This window comes from Shewanella sp. NKUCC01_JLK, assembly GCF_019345615.1.
GTDB lineage: Bacteria > Pseudomonadota > Gammaproteobacteria > Enterobacterales > Shewanellaceae > Shewanella > Shewanella oncorhynchi.
Map to the genome: position 1 here is coordinate 38,734 of NZ_JAHKRD010000018.1, position 24,846 is coordinate 63,579.

Genomic DNA, 24,846 nt, shown 5'->3' on the forward strand with positions numbered 1-24,846 from the left:
TCATGAGTATCGAAATCAAGGTACCCGTACTACCAGAATCTGTTGCCGATGCCACGATTGCCACTTGGCATGTGAAAGTGGGCGAGCAAGTTTCTCGTGATCAAAACCTGGTTGATATTGAAACCGATAAAGTGGTTCTTGAAGTGGTTGCGCCAGAAGATGGCCACATTGGCGAGTTTTTGTTTGAAGAAGGCGCCACTGTTCTGGGTGAACAAGTGATCGCTAAATTCATCGCCGGTGCTGTATCGGGCAAAGAAGTCACTAAAGCGCAAGCTGAAGCGGCAACGCCTGTAGCTGAAACCAGCGATGAAAGCAGTGATGCGTTAAGCCCATCTGTACGCCGTTTACTGGCTGAGCACAATGTTGATGCCAGCAAAGTAAAAGGCACTGGTGTGGGTGGTCGTATTACTAAAGAAGACGTTGAAGCCTTTGTTAAGTCTGCGCCTAAAGCAGCGGCACCAGCAGCACCTGCTGTAGCTCCGTTAGCGGCTGGCCGTAGCGAGAAGCGCGTGCCAATGACACGTCTGCGTAAGACAATCGCAAACCGCTTGTTAGAAGCGAAAAACTCTACCGCTATGCTCACGACGTTTAACGAAGTGAACATGAAGCCCATCATGGATATCCGTAAGCAATACCAAGATATCTTTGAAAAGCGCCACGGTATCCGTTTAGGCTTTATGTCTTTCTACATCAAAGCCGTGACTGAAGCGCTGAAACGTTTCCCAGAAGTCAACGCGTCTATTGATGGCGATGATATCGTCTATCACAACTACTTCGACATCAGCATTGCAGTATCAACACCACGTGGTCTGGTAACACCAGTGTTACGTGACACAGATACCATGAACTTAGCTGAAATCGAAAAAGCAGTTCGTGACTTAGCCCTTAAAGGCCGTGACGGTAAGCTGACTGTGGCTGACATGACTGGCGGTAACTTCACTGTGACTAACGGTGGTGTTTTCGGTTCACTGATGTCTACACCGATCCTTAACCTGCCACAAAGTGCGATTTTAGGCATGCATGCCATTAAAGATCGCCCAATGGCAGTCAATGGTCAGGTTGAAATCCTGCCCATGATGTACCTAGCACTCTCATATGACCATCGTATTGTTGATGGCCGTGAGTCTGTTGGTTTCTTGGTTGCGATTAAAGACTTCCTAGAAGACCCAACTCGTCTGCTGCTTGATCTGTAACACAACTCGATAAGAGATTGCGCTTAAAGAAATAGCCAGACATACCCTCGTGACTGGCCCAAACGGGCCAGTTGGATTTGATTAGAAGTATACGGATAGATCATCATGAATTTGCATGAGTATCAGGCAAAATCCTTATTTGCCGAATATGGTTTACCAGTGTCAGAAGGTTTTGCATGTGATACAGCCCAAGAAGCTGTAGAAGCGGCAGGCCATATTGGCGGAAATTTATGGGTTGTTAAGTGTCAAGTACACGCAGGCGGCCGCGGTAAAGCAGGTGGCGTTAAAGTCACTGGCGATAAAGAAGAAATCAGAGCCTTTGCCGAACACTGGTTAGGCAAAAATCTGGTGACTTATCAAACTGATGAGAAAGGCCAGCCGGTTGCTAAAATTTTAGTAGAAAGCTGTACCGACATCGCTAACGAACTGTACTTAGGTGCCGTTGTTGACCGCGCGACTCGTCGCGTTGTGTTCATGGCGTCGACTGAAGGTGGTGTTGAAATTGAGAAAGTGGCAGAAGAAACGCCAGAACTCATCCACACTGCAATTATCGATCCTTTGACTGGCCCACAAGGTTATCAAGCACGTGATCTTGGCTTCAAGTTAGGTTTAAACCCAACTCAAATGAAGCAGTTCACTAAGATTTTCATGGGTCTGGCGACTATGTTCGTTGATCATGATTTCGCATTGCTTGAAATCAACCCACTGGTTATTACCACTGAAGGCAACCTACACTGCCTAGACGGTAAAATCGGTATCGACGGTAACGCACTTTACCGTCAACCAAAAATCAAAGGCATGCACGATCCATCACAGGATGATGCCCGCGAAGCTCACGCTGCTAAGTTCGAGCTGAACTACGTTGCATTAGACGGTAACGTTGGCTGTATGGTGAACGGTGCTGGTCTTGCTATGGGTACTATGGATATCGTTAACTTGCACGGTGGCAAGCCAGCGAACTTCTTAGACGTAGGCGGCGGCGCGACGAAAGAACGTGTAGCAGAAGCATTCAAAATCATTCTGTCTGACAGCAATGTGAAAGCGGTTCTGGTTAACATTTTCGGCGGTATCGTACGTTGTGACATGATCGCAGAAGGTATTATCGGCGCTGTTAAAGAAGTGGGCGTTAAAGTACCTGTTGTGGTTCGTTTAGAAGGTACTAACGCTGAACTTGGCCGTGAAGTATTAGCTAAATCAGGTCTAGATATCATTGCAGCTACCAGTCTAACTGACGCGGCTGAGCAAGTAGTTAAAGCTGCGGAGGGCAAATAATGTCTGTCTTAATCAATAAAGATACCAAGGTAATTTGCCAAGGTTTCACTGGCGGTCAAGGTACATTCCACTCACAACAAGCTATCGATTACGGTACGCAAATGGTGGGCGGTGTGTCTCCTGGTAAAGGTGGTCAAACTCACTTAGGTCTGCCAGTGTTCAACACTGTGAAAGACGCTGTGGCTGCGACTGGTGCGACTGCTTCTGTGATCTATGTTCCGGCTCCGTTCTGTAAGGATGCCATTCTTGAAGCTATCGACGGTGGCATCGAGCTTATCGTTTGTATCACTGAAGGCATTCCTACACTGGACATGCTGCAAGTTAAAGTGAAGCTTGAAGAAACTGGCGTTCGCATGATCGGCCCTAACTGCCCAGGTGTTATCACCCCAGGTGAATGTAAGATCGGCATCATGCCAGGTCACATCCACTTAAAAGGCAAAGTGGGTATCGTTTCTCGTTCAGGTACTCTGACTTATGAAGCGGTTAAGCAAACAACGGATGAAGGTTTTGGCCAATCTACTTGCGTAGGTATTGGTGGTGACCCAATTCCAGGTACTAGCTTCATTGATGTACTGGAAATGTTCCAAAACGATCCACAGACTGAAGCGATCGTTATGATCGGTGAAATCGGTGGTAACGCTGAGGAAGATGCGGCGGCTTTCATTAAAGCACACGTGACTAAACCTGTTGTGTCTTATATTGCGGGTGTCACTGCACCTGCTGGTAAGCGTATGGGCCATGCTGGCGCGATTATCGCTGGCGGTAAAGGTACTGCAGAAGACAAATTTGCTGCATTAGAAGCAGCGGGCGTAACAACTGTCCGCTCGCTTGCTGATATCGGCAAAGCGCTGCGTATTCGTACAGGTTGGTAAGCTAACCTTTCGAATAAAAAAGGCGCCTAAGGCGCCTTTTTTATTGGCTGTAATTTCGGCAGCGAATCGCTGTAAATGACAGGAATGGGATTGAGCTAACACCATGAAGACTAGATATTTTTTCTTCTACGGGTTAGATTGATGCTTCTCTACTACGCGCTCGTCTGTGTCATTGGCGAGGATAATGTGAGTAGAGCCATTAACCATGAGCTAAGTGCTTATGGCTTCAGTGCTGTTCTGCAAAAAATCTTGAACTCAAATTTATTTAACACGGTTGCAGTCTATCGTTGCGAGCGTATTTGTTTTATGGGGCTTATCGCATTGGGGGAGGGTAAGCAACAGAGTCGATGTTAGCCACAGTAACGGCTTAAACATCACATTTTTTTACGAGGGAAAAACTGTGAAAACACCTAAAATCATTATTTCGGAAATTGACTTAGAAAGACTAGAGCGATTATTGGAGTCACTGCCGGCAAATGCGTTTCCGGGCAAAGCGGCATTGGAGGCTGAATTAGACAGAGCCGATATTGTGCCTGCATCACAGGTGCCCGCGAATGTGGTGACCATGAATTCAGAAGTGAAGTTTAGCGTTTCATCCAGTAATGAGACTTTCTGTTTACGTTTAGTGTATCCAAAAGACGTGAACGGCGCGGGCACGATTTCTATTTTGGCGCCAGTGGGCAGCGCATTATTAGGGCTCTCTCAAGGTGATGAAATTGAATGGCCAGGTCCGGGTGGTTCTATGGTAAAAGTGCGTATTGAAGAAATCCTGTATCAGCCTGAACGCAGTGGTGATTTCCACCGTTAAGCTTGAGGTATTGGCGTAGTGTCGTTGACGTTACGCCAGTGCACTTTAAGCGAACCATTGGTTGATTTTTAAGTGCCATTTTTGAAGGAGCAAAGATGATAACCCAAACTGAACGGTTAATTATTCGACCATTTACTGAGCAAGATTGTGAAGCGCTTTATTTGATGAACAGTAATGCCGCGATGCTGAAGTACATTCCCACCGCGGCATTTACAGCTCGCGAGCAGGCGGTTGAGTTGTTTCACAAGGTGATCCAAGTCGATTATCAGCAACATGGTTTTGGTCGTTGGGCGGTAGAGCATAAAGCCGATAAGCGTGTGATTGGTTTTTGTGGTCCGAAATTTATTCCAGAATTCAGCGAAGTCGAACTAGGTTATCGTTATTTCCCTGAGTATTGGGGAACAGGAATTGGTACTGAGGCCGCATTTGCTGCATTAGCCGAATTTAAACGTTTTGGTATTGATCAGACGATTGCACTTATCTTAGCAGGGAATCTCGGTTCTGAAGGTGTGGCTAAGCGTGTGGGCATGCATTGGCGTGAGCAAAATGAGTTTATGGGCCATAAAGTGAATATCTACGCCAAGGTGTTATAGCGGTTTACCCGTAAACATCATCCAATAAAAAACCAGCCTTAGGCTGGTTTTTTGCTTAATGCTTTATAAACACAATGGCCGACTTAGGCGTCGTTATGCTCACAGGTATCGTTGGTGCAAGTGCCGTACAAATATAAGCTATGATTAGTCAGCTTAATGTTGTGTTTCATGGCAATTTCATCTTGACGACGTTCGATGACTTCATCTGAAAACTCAATCACTTTGCCACACGATAGGCAAACTAAGTGATCATGATGATGCTGAGTCGATAGTTCGAAAACGGCTTTACCGCTCTCAAAATGATGGCGACTGACAATACCTGCATCATCAAATTGGTTTAACACACGGTAGACGGTGGCTAGACCAATTTCTTCACCGATATCGAGCAGCTTCTTGTACAAATCTTCTGCACTGATATGTTGGTTTTCAGGTCCTTGCATCAGTTCTAGGATCTTGACTCGTGGCAGGGTAATTTTCAAACCCGCTTTTTTTAGCGCTTGATTTCCATCTGTCATTGCTAATCTCTTGATTGCAGAACCAATAGGTTCATCCGTGGATAGTGTTTGCCATTATAGGTGCTCAGGTTGAAAACTTAAACCTTTGTTCTGGCTTTCTAGGGCGATATGCAGATAAATTGTGTCAATAGGCGTTAAATCACAATATTTTGCGGCAATTCAAGCATAGTTTTTGTATGGTTATACCAAGGAATAATATTCACGGCTGCCAAAGTCAGTGAGAATAATTCAAATAAATAAAATAATAAGGAATCGGCATGTACCAGCAAATTGTGGTGTTAACCGGCGCAGGGATCTCTGCTGAGTCGGGTTTACGCACCTTTCGCGATCAAGATGGTCTGTGGGAAGAGCATCATATTGAAGACGTTGCTACACCAGAAGGTTATGAGCGTGATGCTGAATTGGTAGAGCGATTTTACAATAGTCGTTGGTTGCAACTGCACAGTGGCACGGTTGAACCCAATGCAGCGCATGTGGCCTTGGCAAAGTTGGAAGCGGACTTTAAAGGTCAATTACTTATCATCACACAAAATATTGATGATCTGCATGAGCGTGCGGGCTCGCGCCGTCTATTGCATATGCACGGTGAATTATCCAAAGGCCGTTGTCCGCGCTCACGTCAGACCTTTATTTTACGTGAGCCCTTTGGTGCCGATAATTGCTGTACTTGTTGTATTCCGGCTCAGCGATTACGCCCCCATGTGGTGTGGTTTGGTGAAATGCCCTTAGGGATGGATCGAATTCACGATGCGCTCGATAACTGTGACTTGTTTATTGCCATTGGCACCTCTGGCACTGTGTATCCTGCCGCGGGCTTTGTGGATACTGCTAACCATCATGGGGCTCAAACAGTCGAAGTGAATATGATGGCACCCGATAGACACAGTCAGTTTCAATATCACCTCACAGGAAAAGCGGGGGAGTTAGTGCCTCAGTTGGTTGATACCATTTTAGCGGGTCGAGTGATTGGCAGTGAGTCGAACACATGAGCGAAAAAGTTGCGATTATAATGCGTGGCTTACCGGGCAGTGGTAAGTCACACTGGGTTGAAACTTACATTCTTTCCCTTCCTTTAGAAAAAGCCATTGGCGTGCGGCAACGTGGCGTATTTTCGACCGATAGTTTTTTCTACCATGAAGATGAATACCGTTTCGATGCCAAGAAATTACCTGAGTTTCATCAATGTAATTTGACGGGGTTTATTCAGGCACTTTCTTCAAGCGAGCCTGTGGTGATTTGTGATAATACCAATCTGTGCCACTGGGAATACATGGCCTATGAAGCGGCGGCAAAAGCCTTAGGTTATCAAGTTAGAATTGTGCTTGTGGGTGAACTAAGCAGTCTGGCTCATCAGCAGGAATGCGCGAAACGTAATCGCCATGGCGTTCCTTTGGCACAAATTCAGCGGATGGCGAAGGGATTTGAAGATTTTTAATGTCAGGTACTTACTTAATTGTTGAGTATTGTGATCTGTAGCAATCAATTTTAAGCATGGGTCCCGCAGTGTTTTCGCCCTGTCATAAGTCTGTTGTACTCTGTTTCAACGTTCTGCTTTGTCTATGTGCATGTGTGTGGCTCATACATTCGCCTTATCTATTTGACTGTGCACTTTAAGCTTGATCCCAAAGACAGTTTATCCATATAAGTCTGCGTATAATGCGCTAACTTGTGTGGCATTGAAGGGCCAATGCAAGATTGCTGCTGGCTTGATCGATACCATTGAGCACAAGCGGACGTTTATCAGAGGAAAGAGCCATGCTCATTAAAATTTTACTAACAGTCTTAGTTATTGCTGGCGCTTGGTTTTTGCTGGTGAAACGCAAGCGTCAGATTGAACCTCAGGCTGTTAATCTCAGTTCAAAGCGTTTTAGTGAACCGCTGTGGCGCCGATACCTGTTGACGGGTGTGTTTGTGGTGATTGGATTTAGCCTGCTGAGTTACAGTGTTTGGTATTGGCGCGATCAGCATAGAATTGTCACTGTGAGAATTGTGTCACCGAATGCCGACAATAACGGCGAGTATCGTGTGCGAAAAGGGGATATCTCAGACTCGAAAATGGTCACTATCGATGGCATCCATATTCGCTTTTCGACCCAAGAACGGTTGGCAATTATCGAAACCGATTAAGGCATATTTATTTTACTAAATTACCTTGCACGCCTTTTCATTGCCAACTTATGCGGTAAACTAGCGACAATTTTTTAGCCTGCACTTAAGTGGAATCGTTAACTTAAGTTTTTTTTCAGGAGGACAAATGATTACTGCTTATGTCTATGATAATCGTCACCTTACTGTGACAGAGCTCGGCATACTGGACAGTATTCCCGCGTCGACCATTTGGTTAGATCTGTATAAACCCGATGATGAGGAGCGAGAGTGGTTAAGTCATTTTTCTGTTGAAGAAGTGCCTGACGAAGAAGATATCAATGAAATTGAGGCCTCAGCACGTTTTTATCAAAACAGTGACGGCTTGCATATTAATTCGTTATTCCCACAGCGTGTCGGCCAAGATGTGCGCGGCGTTAACGTTTCCTTCAACCTTCGTAGCAATTTTTTACTGACAATTCGTGAAGAAGACGTAGGTCTTATCCGTTTGCTGCGTAACTATTTGCGTTTAGGGCGGTTAGAAGTATCGACACCGCAGGAATTGTTTCTCGAATTATTTAATCTGAAAGTGGATTATCTATCTGACTTAATTGAAGACGTTTACACTGTACTTGAAAATGTCGGTGAGCAAGTATTTGATAACGATGAACTTGACGATGTATTTAAGCTCATCACTCTGCAAGAAGACTCTAATGGTAAAATTCGATTAAGTTTGCTCGATACTCAGCGTTCACTGCGTTATATGCAGCGTTATTATCGTGGCCAGTTATCCGATGAACATTTAAAGGACTTGCGGGAAATGTTGTCGGATATCGAGTCGCTGATGCCCCACAGTCAGTTTATTTTCGATAAGTTAAACTTTCTGCTCGATGCGGCCATGGGTTTCAGTGGTCTGCAACAGAACAAAATCATCAAAATCTTCTCGGTTGCCGCAGTGGTGTTTCTACCACCGACCTTGATTGCCAGTAGTTATGGGATGAACTTTACCAGCATGCCTGAGCTTGAGTGGCAATACGGTTATCCTATGGCGATTGTGATGATGTTAGCCAGTGCCGCAGGTACTTACTTCTTCTTTAAACGTAAGCATTGGTTATAAGCCTGGCGCGAGCTGTGTTTATTTCTTGAATTAACAATAAGGGTCGAATGCAATATTCGACCCTTATTGTTATCACTTTTATTAATCATGTTCATTCAATGACTTTTATTCAATGAGTGAGACTCGATGACTTTGCTTAAATGAGTGAAGCTCGTTAGACATAATCGTTAAGCCAGTTTCTTAATCAACTACTTACGACTATCGCCGCCAAAGTAGTAACTCACTCGCTCGCGCGGATTCAAATACTCGTGGACTTTTTCAGGAAGCGCCGCAGGTGGTAAGCAGCGCACTATGCTGATCCCTTCAATTTCCAGATCAACGATAGGCGCCTGATCTTTAGGCACTAAGGCATCGTAAACCAATATTTTTGGACATAGCAGTTTAGTTAAGTTAACCGACATCACCATGGCATATTGACCGCTGGATAATTCCACCACACTGCCTGGGGGGTAAATGCCCAGCATCTTGATCATCTTGCCAATATACTCTTGATTTAGCTTAGTTTTATATTGCTTATACAAATGCCCTAGTGCGGCGTAGGGCATTCTGGCTTTGCCCTGTTGGCTTGGGTAACACAAGGAGTCATATTCGTTCACTACCGCAATCAGTTGCGATACCTTATCGAGAGCCTCTTCCTTTAGGCCTTTGGGATAACCACTGCCATCGAGAAACTCGTGGTGATTGGTGATTGCAGGTAAGGCTGCTTGGGGAAAATTATCGGCTAATTTGAGCAGTTCAATCCCAAGTAATGGATGCTGCTTGATAAAATTAAGCTCTGGTGCTGACCAAGGTGTCGATTTTTTTAGAATTTGTGGTGGGATTTTTAATTTACCCACGTCGTGGAACAGGGCACTGAGACCGACCGTTTCGATTTCACTTCTATCCCATTCCATTTCTTTGGCGATCAGCATAGAGAGGATCGCAACATTCAAGGAGTGGTAGTAAATGCTTTCATCCTGCTTAGCATCACTCATCAAATGCAGCACTAAGTTATCTGAGTTGAGCAGCTGTTCGACTATGGTGTGAACTAAATCTTTGGCGTCATCGACCGCATTTAAGGGGCGATTACGTAGCTTAGAGATGAGGCTGCGCATCATGGCTACTGAGCGGGTAAAATTTTGCTCAGTTTTATTAATGTCACGGCGTAATTTTTTTTGTACTTCGATTTGCTCAGCCTTGTATTGATCCATGTCGTTTTTAAGCACATTGATTTCAGCACTTGGCGGCAATTTGATAGGGTTGACCGCATCAGCATGTATCGGGGCGACGTCGCTGCGTTCTAAATCGACGATGACATGTTCGATGCCCAGATTTTTAATCAACTCAATTTGCGCAGCTTGTTTAATATGAAAGCTACTGAATAAAAAGGGATGATCTTTCCAAGCCACGGGCAAACGCACAAAGTTGCCGACTTGAAGTTGATGGACTGAAACTTTACAGCTTTTTTTCATATTCTTGTTATCGTGAAGCGTAATGTGGGTTATTTTATCTCAATGATGCTGCTTTACAATTACTTAACTAACATGTCAGCATAGTAAGCCTAGAAAGTAGCCACTCCATTGAGGAAGTATGGACTTTATTGAAGTATACCCTAATGCGTTGCCGAATGACTTGTGTGACCGTCTCATTCTGGCATTTGAGCAACATGCTGGCGTTGTTGATGGACAAACGGGCAATGGCGTCGATTTGGAGAAGAAGATCAGCCGCGATTTGACCTTAGATAGTTTCGTCGACCTGCAGCCCATCAGAAACGAACTCTTAGGTTATACCTTAAAGGGCGCAGTAGATTATTTTACAAAATATTCAATGGCATTAATGGGTGCGGTTGCTGTGTCAGTGAGTGATGAGCAGGGCCAACCAGTGACGTTAACTCCGACTAATTTTGCGACGCTGGGTGCGCCTAGGGCCGATGGCTTAGTGAAGTATTTGTATCGCAGTGGCAGTATTAATATTCAAAAGTATCAGCAAAATAAAGGCGGTTATCCCCATTGGCATTCGGAGCAATTCCCGCAGAATGGCCACAATGAAGCTCTGCATCGCGTCGTGCTCTATATGTTTTATTTAAATGATGTGGAAGAGGGCGGCGAAACCGAATTTTATTATCAACAGCGTAAAATCTCCCCCAAAAAAGGCACTATGGTGATAGCGCCTGCGGGATTTACTCATTCACATCGGGGAAATAAACCTGTGAGTGGTGACAAATATATTGCCACTTCTTGGATCATGTTTAATCGAGCCGAACAGTTATATGCGGTGATTGCCTGATAGTATCCCAGTTTATTACACTGGGATACGGATCCTAAAGAGTGCCCCTTCTAAGCGACTTTCTTCAATTTTTAAGCTGCCACCGTAGCTGTGAACGATTTCATCACAGACAGCTAATCCGATCCCTTGCCCAGGAGACTGAGTATCGGCACGCACGCCACGTTGGATAATCTTCTGTCTTAAGCTTTCTTCAACACCAGGGCCATCATCTTCAACAATGAGTTCAAACTCACCTTGTGAGTTAATTTTAGCCGATACATGCACTTGGCTGATACACAGTCGGAAAGCATTTTCCATAAGGTTGCCACAAAGCTCCATTAAGTCACCCTTGTTACCGGGGAACATCAAAGAGGGGGAGATGTTGGCCGAGAACTGCACTTGTTTTTCTCGATAAATTTTAAACAACATTTGTGCTAATTGATCGACTAAGGGCGCGATAACAGTTTGTTCTTGCTTCAGGCCTTGGCGGCCTAACATGGCCCGTTTTAATTGGTATTTGACCAGCTGATCCATCTGGCTGACTTGTTCCATGATCTTTTCGCTTGCCGATTGTTTACTCAAACTGGCGTCATCTGTAATGGCATGCACGGCGGCTAAGCGGGTTTTAAGACTGTGTGCCAAGTCATTCATAGCATTTTGATAGCGCTGTTGTTGGGCACTAGATTGTTGCAACATCTGGTTGAGTGCTTGCGTTACGCCTTCAAGTTCAACAGGATAGCCCTCAGAAAGTGATTTACTCTTACCTTGGTTAATTGATTGCAGTTCATTTTGCATCCGTACCAAGGGACGCATGCCCCAATAGGCGGCGCTGACCAATAGAATTAAGGCTAAGGCCAATACCATAGCTAAACGAATATAAGTACGTTTACTGAACTTACTGTATTCTTGCTCCAGTTTGGCGGCATCTTTCATGACGAGGAGGTTGTAATGCACACTGGCAATTTCGACCGCGAGCAAATAGACGAAATAACCTCTGTCGTCAGCCATGGTGAGGTAGTAGGGCGGGGAGTCGTTACGGATTTCGTTAAAACGCTCACAGGTATCAAATAAGCCACGATCTACTGCGAGGGATGAGGTCCAAACCTGCTTAAATTTGTCATCGCAACTCGCTATTACATAGCGCTCTTGTTTATTATTTTCTTCTAACCAAGCACTGGTATCGGGGATAAGATCGTGCTCCCGTAATTCGGCGGCGACTTGGGGAATTTCGGCAATGAGTTGGGCAGTTTCTTCGTTATAACTATTTTGCGCATGCAGAATATTAACCATCCATGCGAGACCAAAACCCACTAAGGTAATAATTGATAGCGAGGTGAGAAACATCCGTGTCAGCAGACGTTTCTTGAATTTTAATCTTAATTGCATGGCAGGTTAAATTTATATCCTTGGCCGCGGATGGTCACTATGGGGTTATCGATACCATCGCGGGTCAGTTTTTTACGCAGGCGGCTGACCATGACTTCAATCGTATTGGGATCGCCTTCCTTATCACCATAAATCACATCGAGTAAACGTTGCTTGGCGACAACCTCATGACAATGGCGCATCAAATATTCGAGGATTAAATATTCAAAGGCAGTGACCTCCATGACTTCGTCACCCAGAGTGACTTGTTTGGCGGCGAGATCGAGTTTCAATTCTCCACTGCAAATCACGGGTTTAACAAAACCTGCGCTACGGCGCACTAAGGCATCAAGCCTTGCGACAAGCTCTTCTTTTTGAAAGGGTTTCACTAAATAGTCATCGGCTCCGGCGTTTAGGCCTTCAACTTTATCCTGCCAATTAACTCGTGCCGTGAGAATTAATATCGGTGCTTTAAGACCCGCTTCACGGAGTTGTTGAATTAAGCTAATACCATCTTGATCGGGTAGCCCTAAATCGACAATGGCGACATCTATGGGATAATTAGTGGCTTGATAAAAACCTTCTTTGGCAGTCAGTGCCACTTGAACTTGATTGCCGAGATCGCTTAATTGCACTTTTAAGTGGTGGGATAAAATAGGATCGTCTTCAACAACCAAAATTCTCATAATATAATGCCTTAAAGTGTATGAGCTAAAGCTTTAGCAAACTAGTCTACGCAAAATCACACTGATAACCAAATAGAGGATCAGCATATCTTAGTTGAACTTAACCTTTGCTGACCGAGTTGAACTTGTGGTCAAAATAAGTACTAATTAATTGTTGAATAAGAAGGTTTTTCCGTTAAAGTGTTAGCGTATCGGGGAATTTCCCCAAGGCGATTTTTGTTTTCTGATCCGCAAAATGCCGTTGCCACACATAATCGCGCCTAAGGTAAATAACATCACCGCCATCATGATAAAAGACAATCTCAACCAAGGCATTTCTTGCGCTAATCGCAGATGTATCGCTTCAATGGTTGTGACGCCCCATACGGCAAAGACACTTATAAATAATAAAATTTGTAATAAACGAAGTAAGTAAACTGAGTTAAAAAATAAGACCAAAGGCGCAAGTGCAAAAGGAATAGCAAAGTTAATTTGTTCGTAACGTACGAAGTGGGCACTCAATAACCAGCATGCAATCAGGATCCAAAGACTTCTCCACCACATTTATACCCCTCCCATTAAACGTATTAAAATAGTAAACATAATGTATCTAAAAACAAACTTCCGTACTATTGGTGCGTTCACATTTTGCTAACAATAGACATGTTAACTGTATTGCGTTCAAACAAAAACGCCCAACACTGAAGCTGGGCGTCATTTTGGTCTTTGTGAGGTTTAGTTCGATTTATCTAAATGATGAACTTGCTCATCAAAACTTCTAGCAACTTTACCCGCTTGAGTGTTGTTAAACACTTGCTCGTTAAATTCGCCCTCTGATTTAGCAATAATTACAGTTGCTACGCAATCACCAGTGACGTTTACAGCAGTACGTACCATGTCGAGTAAGCGATCGACACCGATAATCAGGGCAATCCCTTCCACTGGTAAGCCAACTTGATTTAACACCATGGCCAGCATGATAAGTCCGACACCTGGAACACCCGCGGTACCAATTGATGCTAACGTGGCTGTCACAACAACAACGGCATAATCGGTTAGTGAGAGCTCAATGCCAAAAACCTGCGCAATAAACACAGTGGCAACGCCTTGCATGATTGCTGTGCCATCCATATTAATGGTAGCGCCTAACGGTAGCGTAAAAGCGGCGATTTTATTATCGACACCTAATCTATGTTCAGACGCTTCTATGGTAATGGGTAAAGTGGCATTTGAACTGGCGGTTGAAAAAGCAAACAACTGCACATCGCGCATTTTACGAATGAATATTAAGGGGTTGAGGCCTGAGAAAAGTTTTAAAAGGATTGGATAAACGATAAACGCATGGACCAGTAATACACCTAAGACCACGAAGAAATATTGAACCACACTACCAAAGGTCTCTAAACCGAGTGTTAATGCAAGTTTTGCCATCAGCGCAAACACACCATAAGGCGCGAGTTGCATGATCAGTGTCACGACACGCATGATGACTTCATTTAAATCTTCAAACAACGCCGCAATACGTTTGCCGCGCTCACCAATATGGGCAATAGCAAAGCCAAAAATGACCGCAAAAATAATAATTTGCAGCATATTACCTTCGCTCAATGCCTGCATCGGATTGGTAGGCACTATGTTTATCAGCACATCAGCAAGACTTGGGGCTTCTTTTGCGACGTACTCCATTTTTTCTGACGCCAGTGAGGCGTTTCCAGGATGTATAAGGACTGCGCTGACAATCGCAATCACTAAGGCAATGGCGGTTGTGAATAAATAGAAGGCGAGGGTTTTCCCCCCTAAGCGGCCTAATTTTGAAGGTTCACTCAATGAGCAAGTTCCGCAAACTAATGAAATAAAGACTAAAGGAACGACTAACATTTTTAAGCTGGAGATGAAGATAGTACCGATAACATGCAAGAAACCTTCAGTAATATAATCTTTTACTATATCGCTTTCTGGAAAGGCATTGCGGAGAATGAGGCCTAAAGCAATACCTGTTCCCATACCGATCAGAATTTTACTTGTAAGGCCGAGTTTATTTTTTATAGAAATTGCCATAGAGAGTCCTGTGTGTTTTTTATACATTCTATTTTTTGGCGCTCACAAGACTAGCAAGAAAATCGTGAAGATGAAATGACAATTAATGTTAAAGTATTTATCAGATTTGCGAAATAAAATAAGATAGTTATGGGAAAGTTGCGTGAAAATTGTGTAATGTTAGCCTATAAGTAATAAGCGTCTCGCTTAGGTATTATCATCAGAGTAACAGGGAGCCTGACAATGAAGTCAGCGTATAAGGTTTTTCTCGCAGGATTGTGTTCGCTTTTATTATCAGCATGTGGTGGTGGGGGCAGTATCTCTGATGATGGTTCCGGTACTCCGCCGACGCCAAGTGTCGTCACTGTCACTCTGAGTATTACTAATACGGATATTTCTGCTTTAGCACCTGCCACAGTATCAGCTAAAGTTGTTGATTCGAAACTCGGTTCCTTGGCTGGTGAATTAGTTACTTTTACTCTGAGTAATTCTAATATTGGGTCTTTTGATCCTAGTACGGCAACGGCATTAACGAATACCGAAGGTGTTGCTACTATTATTTTAAATACAGCAACTATTGCGGGTGCAGGTACTGTCACTGGCAAAGTTGATACTGGGGAGTCTGGGAAAATTGGTTTTGTGATGAAAGGTGATGGCGGTGAAGCGGGTGGAGGTGCACAAGTTAATTTAGCCTTAACTGATATTACAGGCTTACCTATTCAAACTATTACATCCTTAAATCCAGGTAAGTTAACTGCTACTATCACCGGCATTAATAAACCCACGATAGTGACCTTTGACAATGATATTGGGGACCTTCCTATCAAAACTGCTGTAACAAATAGTCAGGGAAAGGCTAGTGTTGATATTTATGCTGGTAATACGTTAGGTGCAGGAACTATCGTTGCCTCTTTAGCTAGTGGTGAAAAAGGTAATACAGTAGTGGTGGTTGGTGCTACAAATGTAGTCATGGGTAGTGGAAGTCCTTTTGTTGCTGGTAAAGCAAGTGTTAGTTCAAGTGATTTAACTGCAGGTGGCACCGCGACTATTTCTGTCGTTATCCAGGACGATCAAGGTAAGCCTTTTACCCAACCTGTGGATGTTAAGTTTTCATCGGCCTGTTCAACTAAATCATCACCAGAAGCCATAATAAGTTCACCCGTACCCTCTGTGAATGGCGTAGCTACAACGACTTACCTTGCAAAGGGCTGCGTTGGAGATGATCCTATTAATGTTACTGCTAACGCAGGTGGATTAAATCTTTCAGCTACGGGCACTATTAAAGTACTTCCTGCTAACGTGGGAAGCATTATATTTATGTCTGCGACACCGCAAAATATCGCCATTTTAGGTACAGGTGGCTCAGAATCTTCTGAAGTTAAATTTAAGGTACTTGACACAAATAGTAATCCGGTAAGTAACCAGTTAGTTAACTTTAGTTTGAACACTACGACGGGAGGCATAGTGCTTGACCCATCAAGTGCAACGACTAACAATCAAGGCATTGTTCAGACAGTTGTAAGAACAGGGACTGTTGCTACTTCGGTAAGAGTAACAGGCACTATTGCTGGCTCTTCGCCAGTTATTTCAAGTCAATCAAGTCAGCTCATCATCTCGACAGGGATACCCGATCAAGACAGTTTTTCACTTTCTGCAACAGTACTCAATGCTGAAGGTTGGAACGTTGATGGCACCAAAGTGACCGTTACTGCACGCCTAGCCGATGCATTCAATAACCCTGTTCCAGATGGCACAACAGTATCTTTTACCACTGAAGGTGGCTCTATTGAAGATGCTTGTCAGACTGTTAAAGGTACATGTAGTGTTGTTTGGACGAGTCAGTTAACTAGGCCTGAAGGGCAGTCTCTTATTGACGCAACAGGCGCATTAATTCGCAATCCTATTGCGACACTTGCGCCTAATTTAGGTAATTATTATGGCCAGAAATATGGTGGTCGAGCAACTATTACTGCTACTGCGATTGGCGAAGAATCCTTCCCAGATCTTAATGGCAATGGTCGCTTTGATTCTTCTGAAGCAACAGCATTTTTAACTCAAAAAGATGTAAGTGGTAAGCCATTTGATTTGGATGATGCTTTCAATGATTATAATGAAGATGGCATTTTTAATCCTCAGCAAGCGGGTGGACAAATTGGTGGGGAATTAGAAGAGTTAATTGATTTTAATTCTAATGGTGTTTTTGATATAAAAGATAGTAAATATAACGGTGTACTCTGCTCTGAGCCTGCACATGCTGCTTGTGCTGATGGTATTACAGATTCAAAATCACTATATGTGAGAGGCAGTTTAGTGATTGTCATGTCAGGAAGTACTGCTTATGCGACTCCGATTGCTGATGTGCTTATCGACGATAGTTACAGCATCAGCAAAGACCAACGTATTGACTTAATAGGTAAAGATGCCGCTACTGTTTATTTCACTATATCTGACTTACATAACCAACAAATGCCTGCTGGTAGTATTGTTAGATTTAAAGCAAGCGCAGGTTCTGTTGCTAGCAGTGCTCAATATATTTGGCCAAGTAGTAACTATAACGCGGGACGTGAGTTTAGTGTGACACTGAAAGGTGAAGAGCAACCTAATGCAGGTACTCTTATTGTTGAGGTTGAAACCCCTAATGGGTCAGTGACTCAGGTTCTATCTATTCCGATTAGAATCAGCTAGTTTTAAGGACCTTATCCAAATAAAAAGAGCATCTAAGGTGCTCTTTTCTATTGTAGGTCTGTCGAATTTTATAATGATGTAGTTCCAGCGTTAGGAATAATTCCTAACGCTGGAACTGATACACGCTGCCTAGTTTCATAATCTGTGTCAGTTCATCCAGAGCTGTTCGAGATTCGATGATTAGCTGAGGGTCTGCAAGATCTTGGGTGGTTAATCTGTCTCGATAATGTTTGTCTACCCAAAGGTTTAAACGAGTAAATAAAGCATCATTCATCAGAGTGTGTTGATTTACCGCTGCGACTTCCACTTCATTCATGGCGACACGTAAACGAAGACAAGCAGGACCGCCACCGTTTTGCATGCTTTGTTTTACGTCGAAATAAAGCACTTGCTTAATCGGCGTGTTTAACGTGAGTAATTCGTTCAAATAGGCAAATACCGCGGGATTTTCTTGGCAATCTGTTGGGGCAATAATCGCCATTTCACCGGATGGCAACGTAATAATTTGAGTATTGAATAAATAGCTTTTGACTGCGTCGTTAATTGCTACTTTCGCGGTTGGCACTTCAATGAAATACAGCTCAGTGTCGAGTTTACGTTTAATTTCATCGATCTTATTCTGGGTATTTAAGAAGGCTTGTTCGTGGTAGAACAGGACATTTTGATTACCTACTGCGATAACATCGTTATGGAATACACCTTGATCAATCACATCAGGATTCTGTTGGATGAAGACGCAATTATCGTCTTCCAGCTGATGTAAGCGTGCGACTGCCATCGACGCTTCTAAGGTTTGTCTTGCTGGATATTTTTGCGGTTTAGGTGCATTGGGATTAGTGGCTTCTTGTCCATAAACAAACAGCTCAACACCAGCATGGCCGTATTCATTGCAGAGACGAGTGTGGTTTGCGGCACCTTCATCACCGAAGCTATTATGCTCAGGTAAGTGACTATGGTGATGAAAATAGTGGGGATCACTGAAAGTTGCTGTTAATATGCGCCCCGTTGTCAAAGGCTCGATGCTGCGATGCAGTTTGTCGACTAAATTTGCTGGGGTGAAATGCAGTTTGCCGTCACGTGTATCTGCACTTGGTGAGACGGTAGCGGCATTGGCTGTCCACATACTGGAAGCACTGCAACAGGCATTAAGTAACATAGGCGCTTCTTTTGCCGCTTGTTTTAATACATTAGCATCAGAGCCGGAAAATCCAATTCGGCGCAATGTATAGAGATCTGGGCGCTCTTGAGGAGCTAATATTCCTTGAACCATGCCCATATCGGCTAGTGCTTTGGCTTTTTGGAGTCCTTGTTTTGCTGCAGCTTTGGGGTTGGAAACTAAGGCGGCATTGCTAAGTGAGGCTACATTGCCAAAAGACAACCCTGCGTAATTGTGTGTTGGTCCAACGAGTCCATCAAAATTCGCTTCAAAGTGCTTCATTGCTTATCCTTGTGATAGGGAAAGTTATTATTTGTTCATATGGTCCCTGAGGGAACCCAGTATACTGAAGCTTTTCGAGTGCACAAGCGGACGGTTTTGTGCTCAAAGCGACTTTTTCACGATAAATGCATAACTATTTCTTGCTTGCTGGCAAATAATGAAATATTAGTTTTTAATTACGCATATTATATTTTTACATTTTTTCAACTTTGATTAAAAAGTGACTCGCTGGTACATATAAAAGAGGGATTAACTTGAAACTATCAGTACAACCCTCTATATATGGTGCCAATTTCCACCTTCTTGAGATTTTTTGGCGCAAATTAAACTATGGGTAAATCGCTAGTTATTGTCGAATCACCGGCCAAAGCTAAGACTATTAATAAATATCTTGGCAAAGAATTCATCGTTAAATCGAGCGTAGGTCACATCCGTGATCTGCCGACATCATCGACTTCAGAAGGCAATGAAAAGGTTAAATCCGCTGCCGAAGTTAAGAAGATGTCGCCAGAAGAAAAAGCTCAATATAAAAAGGTGAAAGATCAGCAAGCGCTAGTGTCTCGTATGGGCGTAAACCCTGAAAAGGGCTGGGCGGCTAAGTACCAAATTTTGCCGGGTAAAGAAAAAGTCGTTAAAGAGTTACAGGCACTTGCCGATTCTGCTGACCAAATCTATCTCGCAACCGACTTAGACCGTGAGGGAGAAGCTATCGCCTGGCATTTGCAAGAGGTGATTGGTGGTGATCCTTCACGGTATCAACGTGTTGTTTTCAACGAAATTACTAAGTCTGCGATTCAAGATGCTTTTAGTAAACCGTCGACACTCGACACTAACATGGTTAATGCCCAACAAGCGCGCCGCTTCTTAGACAGAGTTGTCGGTTTTATGGTGTCGCCTCTGCTGTGGAAAAAAGTCGCTCGTGGTTTATCCGCTGGGCGAGTGCAGTCGGTTGCCGTGCGTTTAGTGGTCGAACGCGAAAGCGAAATCAAAGCCTTTGTGCCTGAAGAATTTTGGGATGTACACGCAGAGCTCAATACGCCCGCTCAAGAAGCTTTGCGGATGGAAGTGGTTAAGCATCTAGATGCTGCCTTTAATCCTATCAATGAACAGCAAGCGATGGCTGCGGTTCAAGCGTTATCTGCGGCAAGTTTTACTGTGCTGGCCCGCGAAGATAAAGCGACTCAAAGTAAACCATCGGCTCCTTTTATTACGTCGACACTGCAACAGGCCGCGAGTACACGTTTAGGTTTTGGTGTAAAGAAGACCATGATGATGGCGCAGCGACTTTACGAAGCTGGTCATATCACTTATATGCGTACCGACTCGACCAATTTGAGTCAAGAAGCCGTTGAAAACTTGCGCGATATGATTGCCAAAGAATTTGGTGATAAGTATCTACCCGCCGAACCGATTCGATACGGATCAAAAGAAGGCGCACAAGAAGCTCACGAAGCGATTCGCCCATCAAACGTTCAAGTGCAAGCAGCGACCTTATCTGACATGGAGCGTGATGCTCAGCGCTTATATGAGCTTATTTGGCGCCAGTTTGTCTCATGTCAAATGACACCTGCACAATATGATGCCACTAAGTTGACCGTAAAAGCGGGTGATTATGAGCTCAAAGCCACGGGACGTACCTTACGTTTTGATGGTTGGACTCGCGTACAAACAGCGCTTAAGAAGAAAAACGAAGAAGACAATACTTTACCATTCGTGGCACAGGGCGATGTATTAGCATTAAAAGAATTGCTGCCTAAACAACATTTTACTAAGCCGCCAGCACGATACAGCGAAGCTTCTTTAGTAAAAGAATTAGAAAAACGCGGCATTGGCCGCCCATCAACTTACGCAACCATCATTTCAACGATTCAAGATCGTGGTTATGTAAAAGTTGAGAATCGTCGTTTCTATGCCGAAAAAATGGGTGAAATTGTCAGCGAACGATTGGTGAGCAGTTTTGCTGATTTGATGAGCTATGACTTTACTGCCAGCATGGAGCAAACATTAGATGATGTGGCTCGGGGCGAGTTAGACTGGAAAAAAGTACTCGATGGTTTCTATGCTGACTTTACTAAGCAATTAGAAAAAGCGGAGCTGGATCCTGAAGAAGGTGGCATGCGTCTTAACCAAATGGTGATGACGGATATCAAGTGCCCAACCTGTGGTCGTCCTATGGGTATCCGCACGGGAACGACTGGGGTTTTCCTTGGTTGCTCTGGTTATGAATTGCCCCCTAAAGAACGCTGTAAGACGACGATGAACCTCACGCCTGGCGTTGAGGCGATTAGCGAAAACAGTGAAGATGCCGAAACAGATGCACTGCGTGCGAAGCACCGTTGTAGTATTTGTGGCACGGCAATGGACAGTTACCTGATCGATGAGAAGCGTAAGTTACACGTCTGCGGTAACAATCCAATCTGTGAAGGCTATGAAGTCGAAGAAGGCCAATTCAAGATCAAAGGCTATGAAGGTCCACTGATTGAGTGTGATCGCTGTGGTCACGATATGGAACTGAAAAATGGTCGTTTTGGTAAGTATTTCGGTTGTACTAACGAGGAATGTAAAAATACTCGTAAACTGTTGAAAAATGGTGAGGCGGCGCCGCCAAAAGAAGATCCTATTTATTTACCCGAACTGAAATGCAGTAAATCGGATGCCCATTTCGTATTACGTGATGGTGCAGCGGGTATCTTCTTAGCGGCCAGTACTTTCCCTAAATCACGTGAAACCCGTGCACCTCTGGTTGAGGAGCTGGTTCAATACCGTGAGCTGCTATGGCCTAAGTATCAGTATTTAGCGGATGCGCCAGTCACTGATGATGAAGGCAATAAGGCTGCGGTGAAGTTTAGCCGTAAGACGAAAGAGCAATACGTTGCGACTGAAGTCGATGGCAAAGCCACGGGTTGGTCTGCGCATTACGTCAATGGTAAGTGGGTGAGTGAATCTACCAAGAAGGCCAAGAAAGGCGCATAGTGACTGATTAAGCTAGCTTAACGCTAATAGAACAACAAAAAGCCAAGTCAAATATGACTTGGCTTTTTGTTTGCATTTTTTCGATATTAATTTGTTGCTATAGATAATAATTCAAACATGTTGAGTACTTTACACGTACAGATACAAACTGACTAACAATGACACGGTAGCATGAGTGGCAAATGTGTCGCTAATTCAACTTAACGGTAAGCAAATAGAGACTGATCACCATTTCTTTTTAGGTTGAAACAGCATATCGATATCATCTTCTTCATTTTTAGGTCTAGGCGCACTGGGCTCAGATTGTTTCTGTGCACCCATAATTTCATCAAGTAATTGTTTAGCCTCATCGACTTTACGCCCAATGAAGGGATCATTAGGCGTTTGTGCCTTAATGGCGTGTAATGTTGATAGGGCTTTGGTTACCATTTGTTTTGATGAGCCATATTGCTTCATAAAGCTGGCCGCGCGGGCACGAGAAAGCATAGAATCGACATTGATTCTGAGCTGTAAACTGTCGATGCGGCTTTCTTCTTGAGCAAAAATGCTCGGATCGACTTTACCTTTATTATGCTCGGCTCTGAGTATCGCCTTTAATTTTTTTAAGGTTTGAACAAGCGCTAAAATTTGCTTGTCATTATCGGGTAGTCTGAAATTCTCAATTGGAGGAGTTTGAGGTTGTCCAGACTGTAAGCTTGTTATTTGATTATTGATATCGGCTAAGCGGCGTTGGTAGTCTGACTGTTGTTGGCCATTACTGATCGCTGTTGCAGATTGCAAGGCATCTTGTACACGCCGGTACAAAACCAACACTATATTCGTGCTACAAGGCATCATTCCTGTGTTTGATAACACAGTTTCAGTTTCATCGATAATTGCTCTTTGACGGGCAAATTCAATGCGACGCTCAGCCTCTACACGTTCTTTTTGTTGCTGTAATACGTTAATTCCGATAACAAGCAGTAAAAGCGCACCGATGAGGATCAGAACCAAGGTGAATGACATAGATGTTCCATTATTTATCCAATTGAGCTAATGCTACAATAAATCAATAAACTAGCATAGTTATCTTAGCCTAGGTTATCATTTCTGTCGTATGAATCTGTAGACTTGTGCTCTATATTCCTATTTGCTTTAATTTTTACTATATACTATAACGATTGATTATAGCTGAGAGTGCTTTGAGGGCTCAGTTGTTAATGGCATTTTGCGTGTTTGAGACAAGGAAATAAGATGAAACTGCAACAACTCAGGTATATTGCTGAGGTCGTAAAACATAACCTCAATGTATCGGCGACAGCTGAAAACTTGTATACCTCTCAACCTGGGATCAGTAAACAAGTTCGTATGCTTGAAGATGAGTTGGGGATCCAAATATTTGGTCGTAGCGGTAAGCATTTAACCCATGTCACACCTGCGGGTTTGCAAGTGATCAGCATTGCCAATGATATTTTAGGTAAAGTTGAAAGTATCAAAAAAGTGTCTGAAGAATATACTAAGCCAGATCAAGGTGAGTTAAATATTTCCACAACAGATACTCAGGCACGCTATGCATTACCGACGATAATTCGTCAGTTTATTGATCGCTATCCTAAAGTGAACTTGCATATGCACCAAGGGACACCGTCGCAGATCAGCGAACAGGCGGCTCGCGGTGATGCAGATTTTGCCATTGCGACCGAAGCAATGCATTTATATTCAGATCTGATAATGTTGCCTTGTTACCACTGGAACCGCTCTATCGTTGTGCCCAAAGACCATCCTCTTGCGACCCGCAATCAAGGCAGCTTGATTAGTATCGAAGATTTAGCGCGTTTCCCCTTAGTGACCTATGTCTTTGGTTTTGACCGTGCTTCTGAAATTGAGAAAGCGTTCAATCGGGCCAATTTAGAGCCGCGTGTCGTCTTTAGTGCGACCAGTGCCGACGTGCTTAAAACCTATGTTCGTTTAGGATTAGGCGTGGGCGTCATCGCGTCTATGGCCATTGATCCAAATGTTGATAAAGATTTAGTCGCTATTGATGCTGGCCATTTGTTTGCCCACAGTACGACTAAAATTGGTTTTAGGAAGGGCAGTTTCTTGCGCAGTTATATGTATGATTTTATTCAGCACTTTGCGCCGCATTTAACCCGTGATGTGGTGGAGAAAGCCGTAGCATTACGGGATCAACAGCTCATAGATGAAATGTTTGCCGATAAAAATCTGCCAATGCGTTAACTTGGATGATTTACAAACATAAAAATGCCGCTAATAAAAGTGGCATTTTTATGGGTTTAGCGATTAAGATAAATCGACTTTATCCATCTCGAGTTGCGCAAGGGCAATAACTGCTTGAGTGCGGTTGCGAACGCCAAGTTTTCTAAATATGGCAGTCGCGTGCGCCTTGATGGTCGCCTCAGACACGCCAAGATCGTAGGCTATTTGTTTATTTAATAACCCTTCGGCAAACATCTGCAACACTTTATATTGTTGCGGCGTGAGATCGGATAACTTGCTGGCCATTTTATCAATGGCATCGTCATTGATAGCAATAATCTCAGTGCCTTTAGGCAACCAAATATCACCGAATAACACCGCACTTAGCGCCTCTTTTAGGGTTTCCATTGAAGCTGATTTAGGGATAAAACCACTGCTGCCATAATGAATCGCACGGCTAATGGTATTGATATCCTCGTGGGCTGAAATCACCACAACGGGTAACTCAGGATAATGTGAGCGTAGGTGGATAAGCGTGGAATAGCCGTGGGACCCGGGCATCTGCAGATCTAACAGTACAAGATCGTAATCGACGCTTCGAACATCCAATACAGATTGCAGTGCGTCAGCACTGTCGGCTTCAAACCACTGTGCATGCTCGAAAGCGCTGGTCAGCGCTTGACGTAGTGCATTTCTGAACAATGGATGATCGTCTGCGATAATAATATTTAAGTTTTCTAGCTTCATGGCTTTTATGATTATGTTCGGTGCGCGTGAAGATTGAACTC

At 43.8% G+C, this 24,846-nt stretch carries 22 protein-coding genes; 13 read left to right on the forward strand and 9 right to left on the reverse strand.

Annotated features, from left to right (window positions below; all coding sequences use genetic code 11):
* Positions 1-2: 2 nt before the first annotated feature.
* The 5 genes from odhB (at position 3) to KO537_RS18085 (ending at position 4,738) form a co-directional block, all read left to right on the forward strand.
* Positions 3-1,193: a 2-oxoglutarate dehydrogenase complex dihydrolipoyllysine-residue succinyltransferase gene (odhB, locus tag KO537_RS18065; RefSeq protein WP_105252694.1), complete on the forward strand. Its 1,191-nt coding sequence runs from the start codon at positions 3-5 to the stop codon at positions 1,191-1,193.
* A gap of 105 nt (positions 1,194-1,298) precedes the next feature.
* Complete coding sequence (gene sucC / locus KO537_RS18070; RefSeq protein ID WP_006081976.1) at positions 1,299-2,465, forward strand: ADP-forming succinate--CoA ligase subunit beta; 1,167 nt, start codon at positions 1,299-1,301, stop codon at positions 2,463-2,465.
* Positions 2,465-3,337 (forward strand): succinate--CoA ligase subunit alpha, encoded by an 873-nt coding sequence (gene sucD, locus KO537_RS18075; RefSeq protein ID WP_028759703.1) that lies wholly within the window; start codon positions 2,465-2,467, stop codon positions 3,335-3,337. The genes sucC and sucD overlap by 1 nt, the downstream gene beginning before the upstream one ends.
* A 400-nt stretch (positions 3,338-3,737) precedes the next feature.
* Positions 3,738-4,145, forward strand: coding sequence for a nucleoside diphosphate kinase regulator (gene rnk / locus KO537_RS18080; RefSeq protein WP_028759704.1), 408 nt, complete (start codon positions 3,738-3,740; stop codon positions 4,143-4,145).
* A 95-nt stretch (positions 4,146-4,240) separates the two neighbouring features.
* Entirely contained in the window at positions 4,241-4,738 is a 498-nt protein-coding gene (locus KO537_RS18085; protein ID WP_028759705.1) for a GNAT family N-acetyltransferase, read from the forward strand.
* Between the two features lie 83 nt (positions 4,739-4,821).
* Here the strand turns inward: KO537_RS18085 and fur are convergent, their stop codons facing one another.
* A complete protein-coding gene (gene fur, locus KO537_RS18090) occupies positions 4,822-5,253 on the reverse strand; it encodes a ferric iron uptake transcriptional regulator (protein WP_028759706.1) in 432 nt (143 codons plus the stop codon).
* A gap of 257 nt (positions 5,254-5,510) precedes the next feature.
* Here fur and cobB point away from each other — a divergent pair, with 257 nt between their 5' ends.
* From cobB to corA, 4 genes are all read left to right on the forward strand, one after another.
* Positions 5,511-6,242 carry a Sir2 family NAD+-dependent deacetylase gene (cobB, locus tag KO537_RS18095; RefSeq protein ID WP_028759707.1) on the forward strand — a complete coding sequence of 244 codons (732 nt, stop codon included), beginning with the start codon at positions 5,511-5,513 and terminating at the stop codon, positions 6,240-6,242.
* Complete coding sequence (locus tag KO537_RS18100; protein WP_173244474.1) at positions 6,239-6,688, forward strand: ATP-binding protein; 450 nt, start codon at positions 6,239-6,241, stop codon at positions 6,686-6,688. Before cobB ends, KO537_RS18100 begins: the two co-directional genes overlap by 4 nt.
* Positions 6,689-7,008: 320 nt before the next feature.
* Positions 7,009-7,380 carry a hypothetical protein gene (locus KO537_RS18105; protein WP_028759709.1) on the forward strand — a complete coding sequence of 124 codons (372 nt, stop codon included), beginning with the start codon at positions 7,009-7,011 and terminating at the stop codon, positions 7,378-7,380.
* A gap of 127 nt (positions 7,381-7,507) precedes the next feature.
* Positions 7,508-8,455 carry a magnesium/cobalt transporter CorA gene (corA, locus tag KO537_RS18110; protein WP_028759710.1) on the forward strand — a complete coding sequence of 316 codons (948 nt, stop codon included), beginning with the start codon at positions 7,508-7,510 and terminating at the stop codon, positions 8,453-8,455.
* Between the two features lie 188 nt (positions 8,456-8,643).
* Here the strand turns inward: corA and KO537_RS18115 are convergent, their stop codons facing one another.
* Positions 8,644-9,906 carry an HD-GYP domain-containing protein gene (locus KO537_RS18115; protein WP_028759711.1) on the reverse strand — a complete coding sequence of 421 codons (1,263 nt, stop codon included), beginning with the start codon at positions 9,904-9,906 and terminating at the stop codon, positions 8,644-8,646.
* Positions 9,907-10,024: 118 nt separating this feature from the next.
* On the opposite strand from KO537_RS18115, the gene KO537_RS18120 reads away from it, so the two are divergent.
* Entirely contained in the window at positions 10,025-10,720 is a 696-nt protein-coding gene (locus KO537_RS18120) for a 2OG-Fe(II) oxygenase (RefSeq protein WP_173244477.1), read from the forward strand.
* Positions 10,721-10,735: 15 nt separating this feature from the next.
* On the opposite strand, the gene KO537_RS18125 is transcribed toward KO537_RS18120, so the two are convergent.
* From KO537_RS18125 to KO537_RS18140, 4 genes are all read right to left on the reverse strand, one after another.
* Entirely contained in the window at positions 10,736-12,085 is a 1,350-nt protein-coding gene (locus KO537_RS18125) for a sensor histidine kinase (protein WP_028759713.1), read from the reverse strand.
* Positions 12,076-12,750, reverse strand: a complete 675-nt coding sequence (locus tag KO537_RS18130) for a response regulator (RefSeq protein ID WP_028759714.1) — start codon at positions 12,748-12,750, stop codon at positions 12,076-12,078. Before KO537_RS18130 ends, KO537_RS18125 begins: the two co-directional genes overlap by 10 nt.
* A gap of 183 nt (positions 12,751-12,933) precedes the next feature.
* On the reverse strand, positions 12,934-13,293 hold the full coding sequence (locus tag KO537_RS18135) for a hypothetical protein (protein ID WP_105252687.1): 360 nt from the start codon (positions 13,291-13,293) through the stop codon (positions 12,934-12,936).
* A 171-nt stretch (positions 13,294-13,464) separates the two neighbouring features.
* Positions 13,465-14,787 carry a dicarboxylate/amino acid:cation symporter gene (locus KO537_RS18140; protein ID WP_105252686.1) on the reverse strand — a complete coding sequence of 441 codons (1,323 nt, stop codon included), beginning with the start codon at positions 14,785-14,787 and terminating at the stop codon, positions 13,465-13,467.
* Between the two features lie 222 nt (positions 14,788-15,009).
* Here KO537_RS18140 and KO537_RS18145 point away from each other — a divergent pair, with 222 nt between their 5' ends.
* A complete protein-coding gene (locus KO537_RS18145; protein WP_173244480.1) occupies positions 15,010-17,451 on the forward strand; it encodes a hypothetical protein in 2,442 nt (813 codons plus the stop codon).
* A gap of 103 nt (positions 17,452-17,554) precedes the next feature.
* Here the strand turns inward: KO537_RS18145 and astB are convergent, their stop codons facing one another.
* Positions 17,555-18,889 (reverse strand): N-succinylarginine dihydrolase, encoded by a 1,335-nt coding sequence (astB, locus tag KO537_RS18150; RefSeq protein ID WP_173244483.1) that lies wholly within the window; start codon positions 18,887-18,889, stop codon positions 17,555-17,557.
* Between the two features lie 330 nt (positions 18,890-19,219).
* Between astB and topA the strand changes: the two genes are divergently transcribed.
* Positions 19,220-21,862, forward strand: coding sequence for a type I DNA topoisomerase (gene topA / locus KO537_RS18155; RefSeq protein ID WP_173244486.1), 2,643 nt, complete (start codon positions 19,220-19,222; stop codon positions 21,860-21,862).
* A gap of 225 nt (positions 21,863-22,087) precedes the next feature.
* On the opposite strand, the gene zomB is transcribed toward topA, so the two are convergent.
* Positions 22,088-22,867 carry a flagellar motor control protein ZomB gene (zomB, locus tag KO537_RS18160; protein ID WP_028759720.1) on the reverse strand — a complete coding sequence of 260 codons (780 nt, stop codon included), beginning with the start codon at positions 22,865-22,867 and terminating at the stop codon, positions 22,088-22,090.
* Positions 22,868-23,095: 228 nt separating this feature from the next.
* On the opposite strand from zomB, the gene cysB reads away from it, so the two are divergent.
* Positions 23,096-24,079 carry an HTH-type transcriptional regulator CysB gene (gene cysB / locus KO537_RS18165; RefSeq protein ID WP_028759721.1) on the forward strand — a complete coding sequence of 328 codons (984 nt, stop codon included), beginning with the start codon at positions 23,096-23,098 and terminating at the stop codon, positions 24,077-24,079.
* A gap of 63 nt (positions 24,080-24,142) precedes the next feature.
* On the opposite strand, the gene KO537_RS18170 is transcribed toward cysB, so the two are convergent.
* A complete protein-coding gene (locus KO537_RS18170; RefSeq protein WP_028759722.1) occupies positions 24,143-24,805 on the reverse strand; it encodes a response regulator transcription factor in 663 nt (220 codons plus the stop codon).
* Positions 24,806-24,846: the final 41 nt, after the last annotated feature.

What these genes read in the sequence shown, in the direction of transcription:
- zomB (WP_028759720.1), bottom strand. Translation starts at nt 22,867, where the DNA reads ATGTCATTCACCTTGGTTCTGATCCTCATCGGTGCGCTTTTACTGCTT.
- sucC (WP_006081976.1), top strand. Translation starts at nt 1,299, where the DNA reads ATGAATTTGCATGAGTATCAGGCAAAATCCTTATTTGCCGAATATGGT.
- cysB (WP_028759721.1), top strand. Translation starts at nt 23,096, where the DNA reads ATGAAACTGCAACAACTCAGGTATATTGCTGAGGTCGTAAAACATAAC.
- KO537_RS18120 (WP_173244477.1), top strand. Translation starts at nt 10,025, where the DNA reads ATGGACTTTATTGAAGTATACCCTAATGCGTTGCCGAATGACTTGTGT.
- KO537_RS18170 (WP_028759722.1), bottom strand. Translation starts at nt 24,805, where the DNA reads ATGAAGCTAGAAAACTTAAATATTATTATCGCAGACGATCATCCATTG.
- KO537_RS18105 (WP_028759709.1), top strand. Translation starts at nt 7,009, where the DNA reads ATGCTCATTAAAATTTTACTAACAGTCTTAGTTATTGCTGGCGCTTGG.
- KO537_RS18135 (WP_105252687.1), bottom strand. Translation starts at nt 13,293, where the DNA reads ATGTGGTGGAGAAGTCTTTGGATCCTGATTGCATGCTGGTTATTGAGT.
- KO537_RS18085 (WP_028759705.1), top strand. Translation starts at nt 4,241, where the DNA reads ATGATAACCCAAACTGAACGGTTAATTATTCGACCATTTACTGAGCAA.
- fur (WP_028759706.1), bottom strand. Translation starts at nt 5,253, where the DNA reads ATGACAGATGGAAATCAAGCGCTAAAAAAAGCGGGTTTGAAAATTACC.
- KO537_RS18100 (WP_173244474.1), top strand. Translation starts at nt 6,239, where the DNA reads ATGAGCGAAAAAGTTGCGATTATAATGCGTGGCTTACCGGGCAGTGGT.
- KO537_RS18130 (WP_028759714.1), bottom strand. Translation starts at nt 12,750, where the DNA reads ATGAGAATTTTGGTTGTTGAAGACGATCCTATTTTATCCCACCACTTA.
- odhB (WP_105252694.1), top strand. Translation starts at nt 3, where the DNA reads ATGAGTATCGAAATCAAGGTACCCGTACTACCAGAATCTGTTGCCGAT.
- cobB (WP_028759707.1), top strand. Translation starts at nt 5,511, where the DNA reads ATGTACCAGCAAATTGTGGTGTTAACCGGCGCAGGGATCTCTGCTGAG.
- KO537_RS18125 (WP_028759713.1), bottom strand. Translation starts at nt 12,085, where the DNA reads ATGCAATTAAGATTAAAATTCAAGAAACGTCTGCTGACACGGATGTTT.
- KO537_RS18140 (WP_105252686.1), bottom strand. Translation starts at nt 14,787, where the DNA reads ATGGCAATTTCTATAAAAAATAAACTCGGCCTTACAAGTAAAATTCTG.
- astB (WP_173244483.1), bottom strand. Translation starts at nt 18,889, where the DNA reads ATGAAGCACTTTGAAGCGAATTTTGATGGACTCGTTGGACCAACACAC.
- corA (WP_028759710.1), top strand. Translation starts at nt 7,508, where the DNA reads ATGATTACTGCTTATGTCTATGATAATCGTCACCTTACTGTGACAGAG.
- KO537_RS18145 (WP_173244480.1), top strand. Translation starts at nt 15,010, where the DNA reads ATGAAGTCAGCGTATAAGGTTTTTCTCGCAGGATTGTGTTCGCTTTTA.
- topA (WP_173244486.1), top strand. Translation starts at nt 19,220, where the DNA reads ATGGGTAAATCGCTAGTTATTGTCGAATCACCGGCCAAAGCTAAGACT.
- KO537_RS18115 (WP_028759711.1), bottom strand. Translation starts at nt 9,906, where the DNA reads ATGAAAAAAAGCTGTAAAGTTTCAGTCCATCAACTTCAAGTCGGCAAC.
- sucD (WP_028759703.1), top strand. Translation starts at nt 2,465, where the DNA reads ATGTCTGTCTTAATCAATAAAGATACCAAGGTAATTTGCCAAGGTTTC.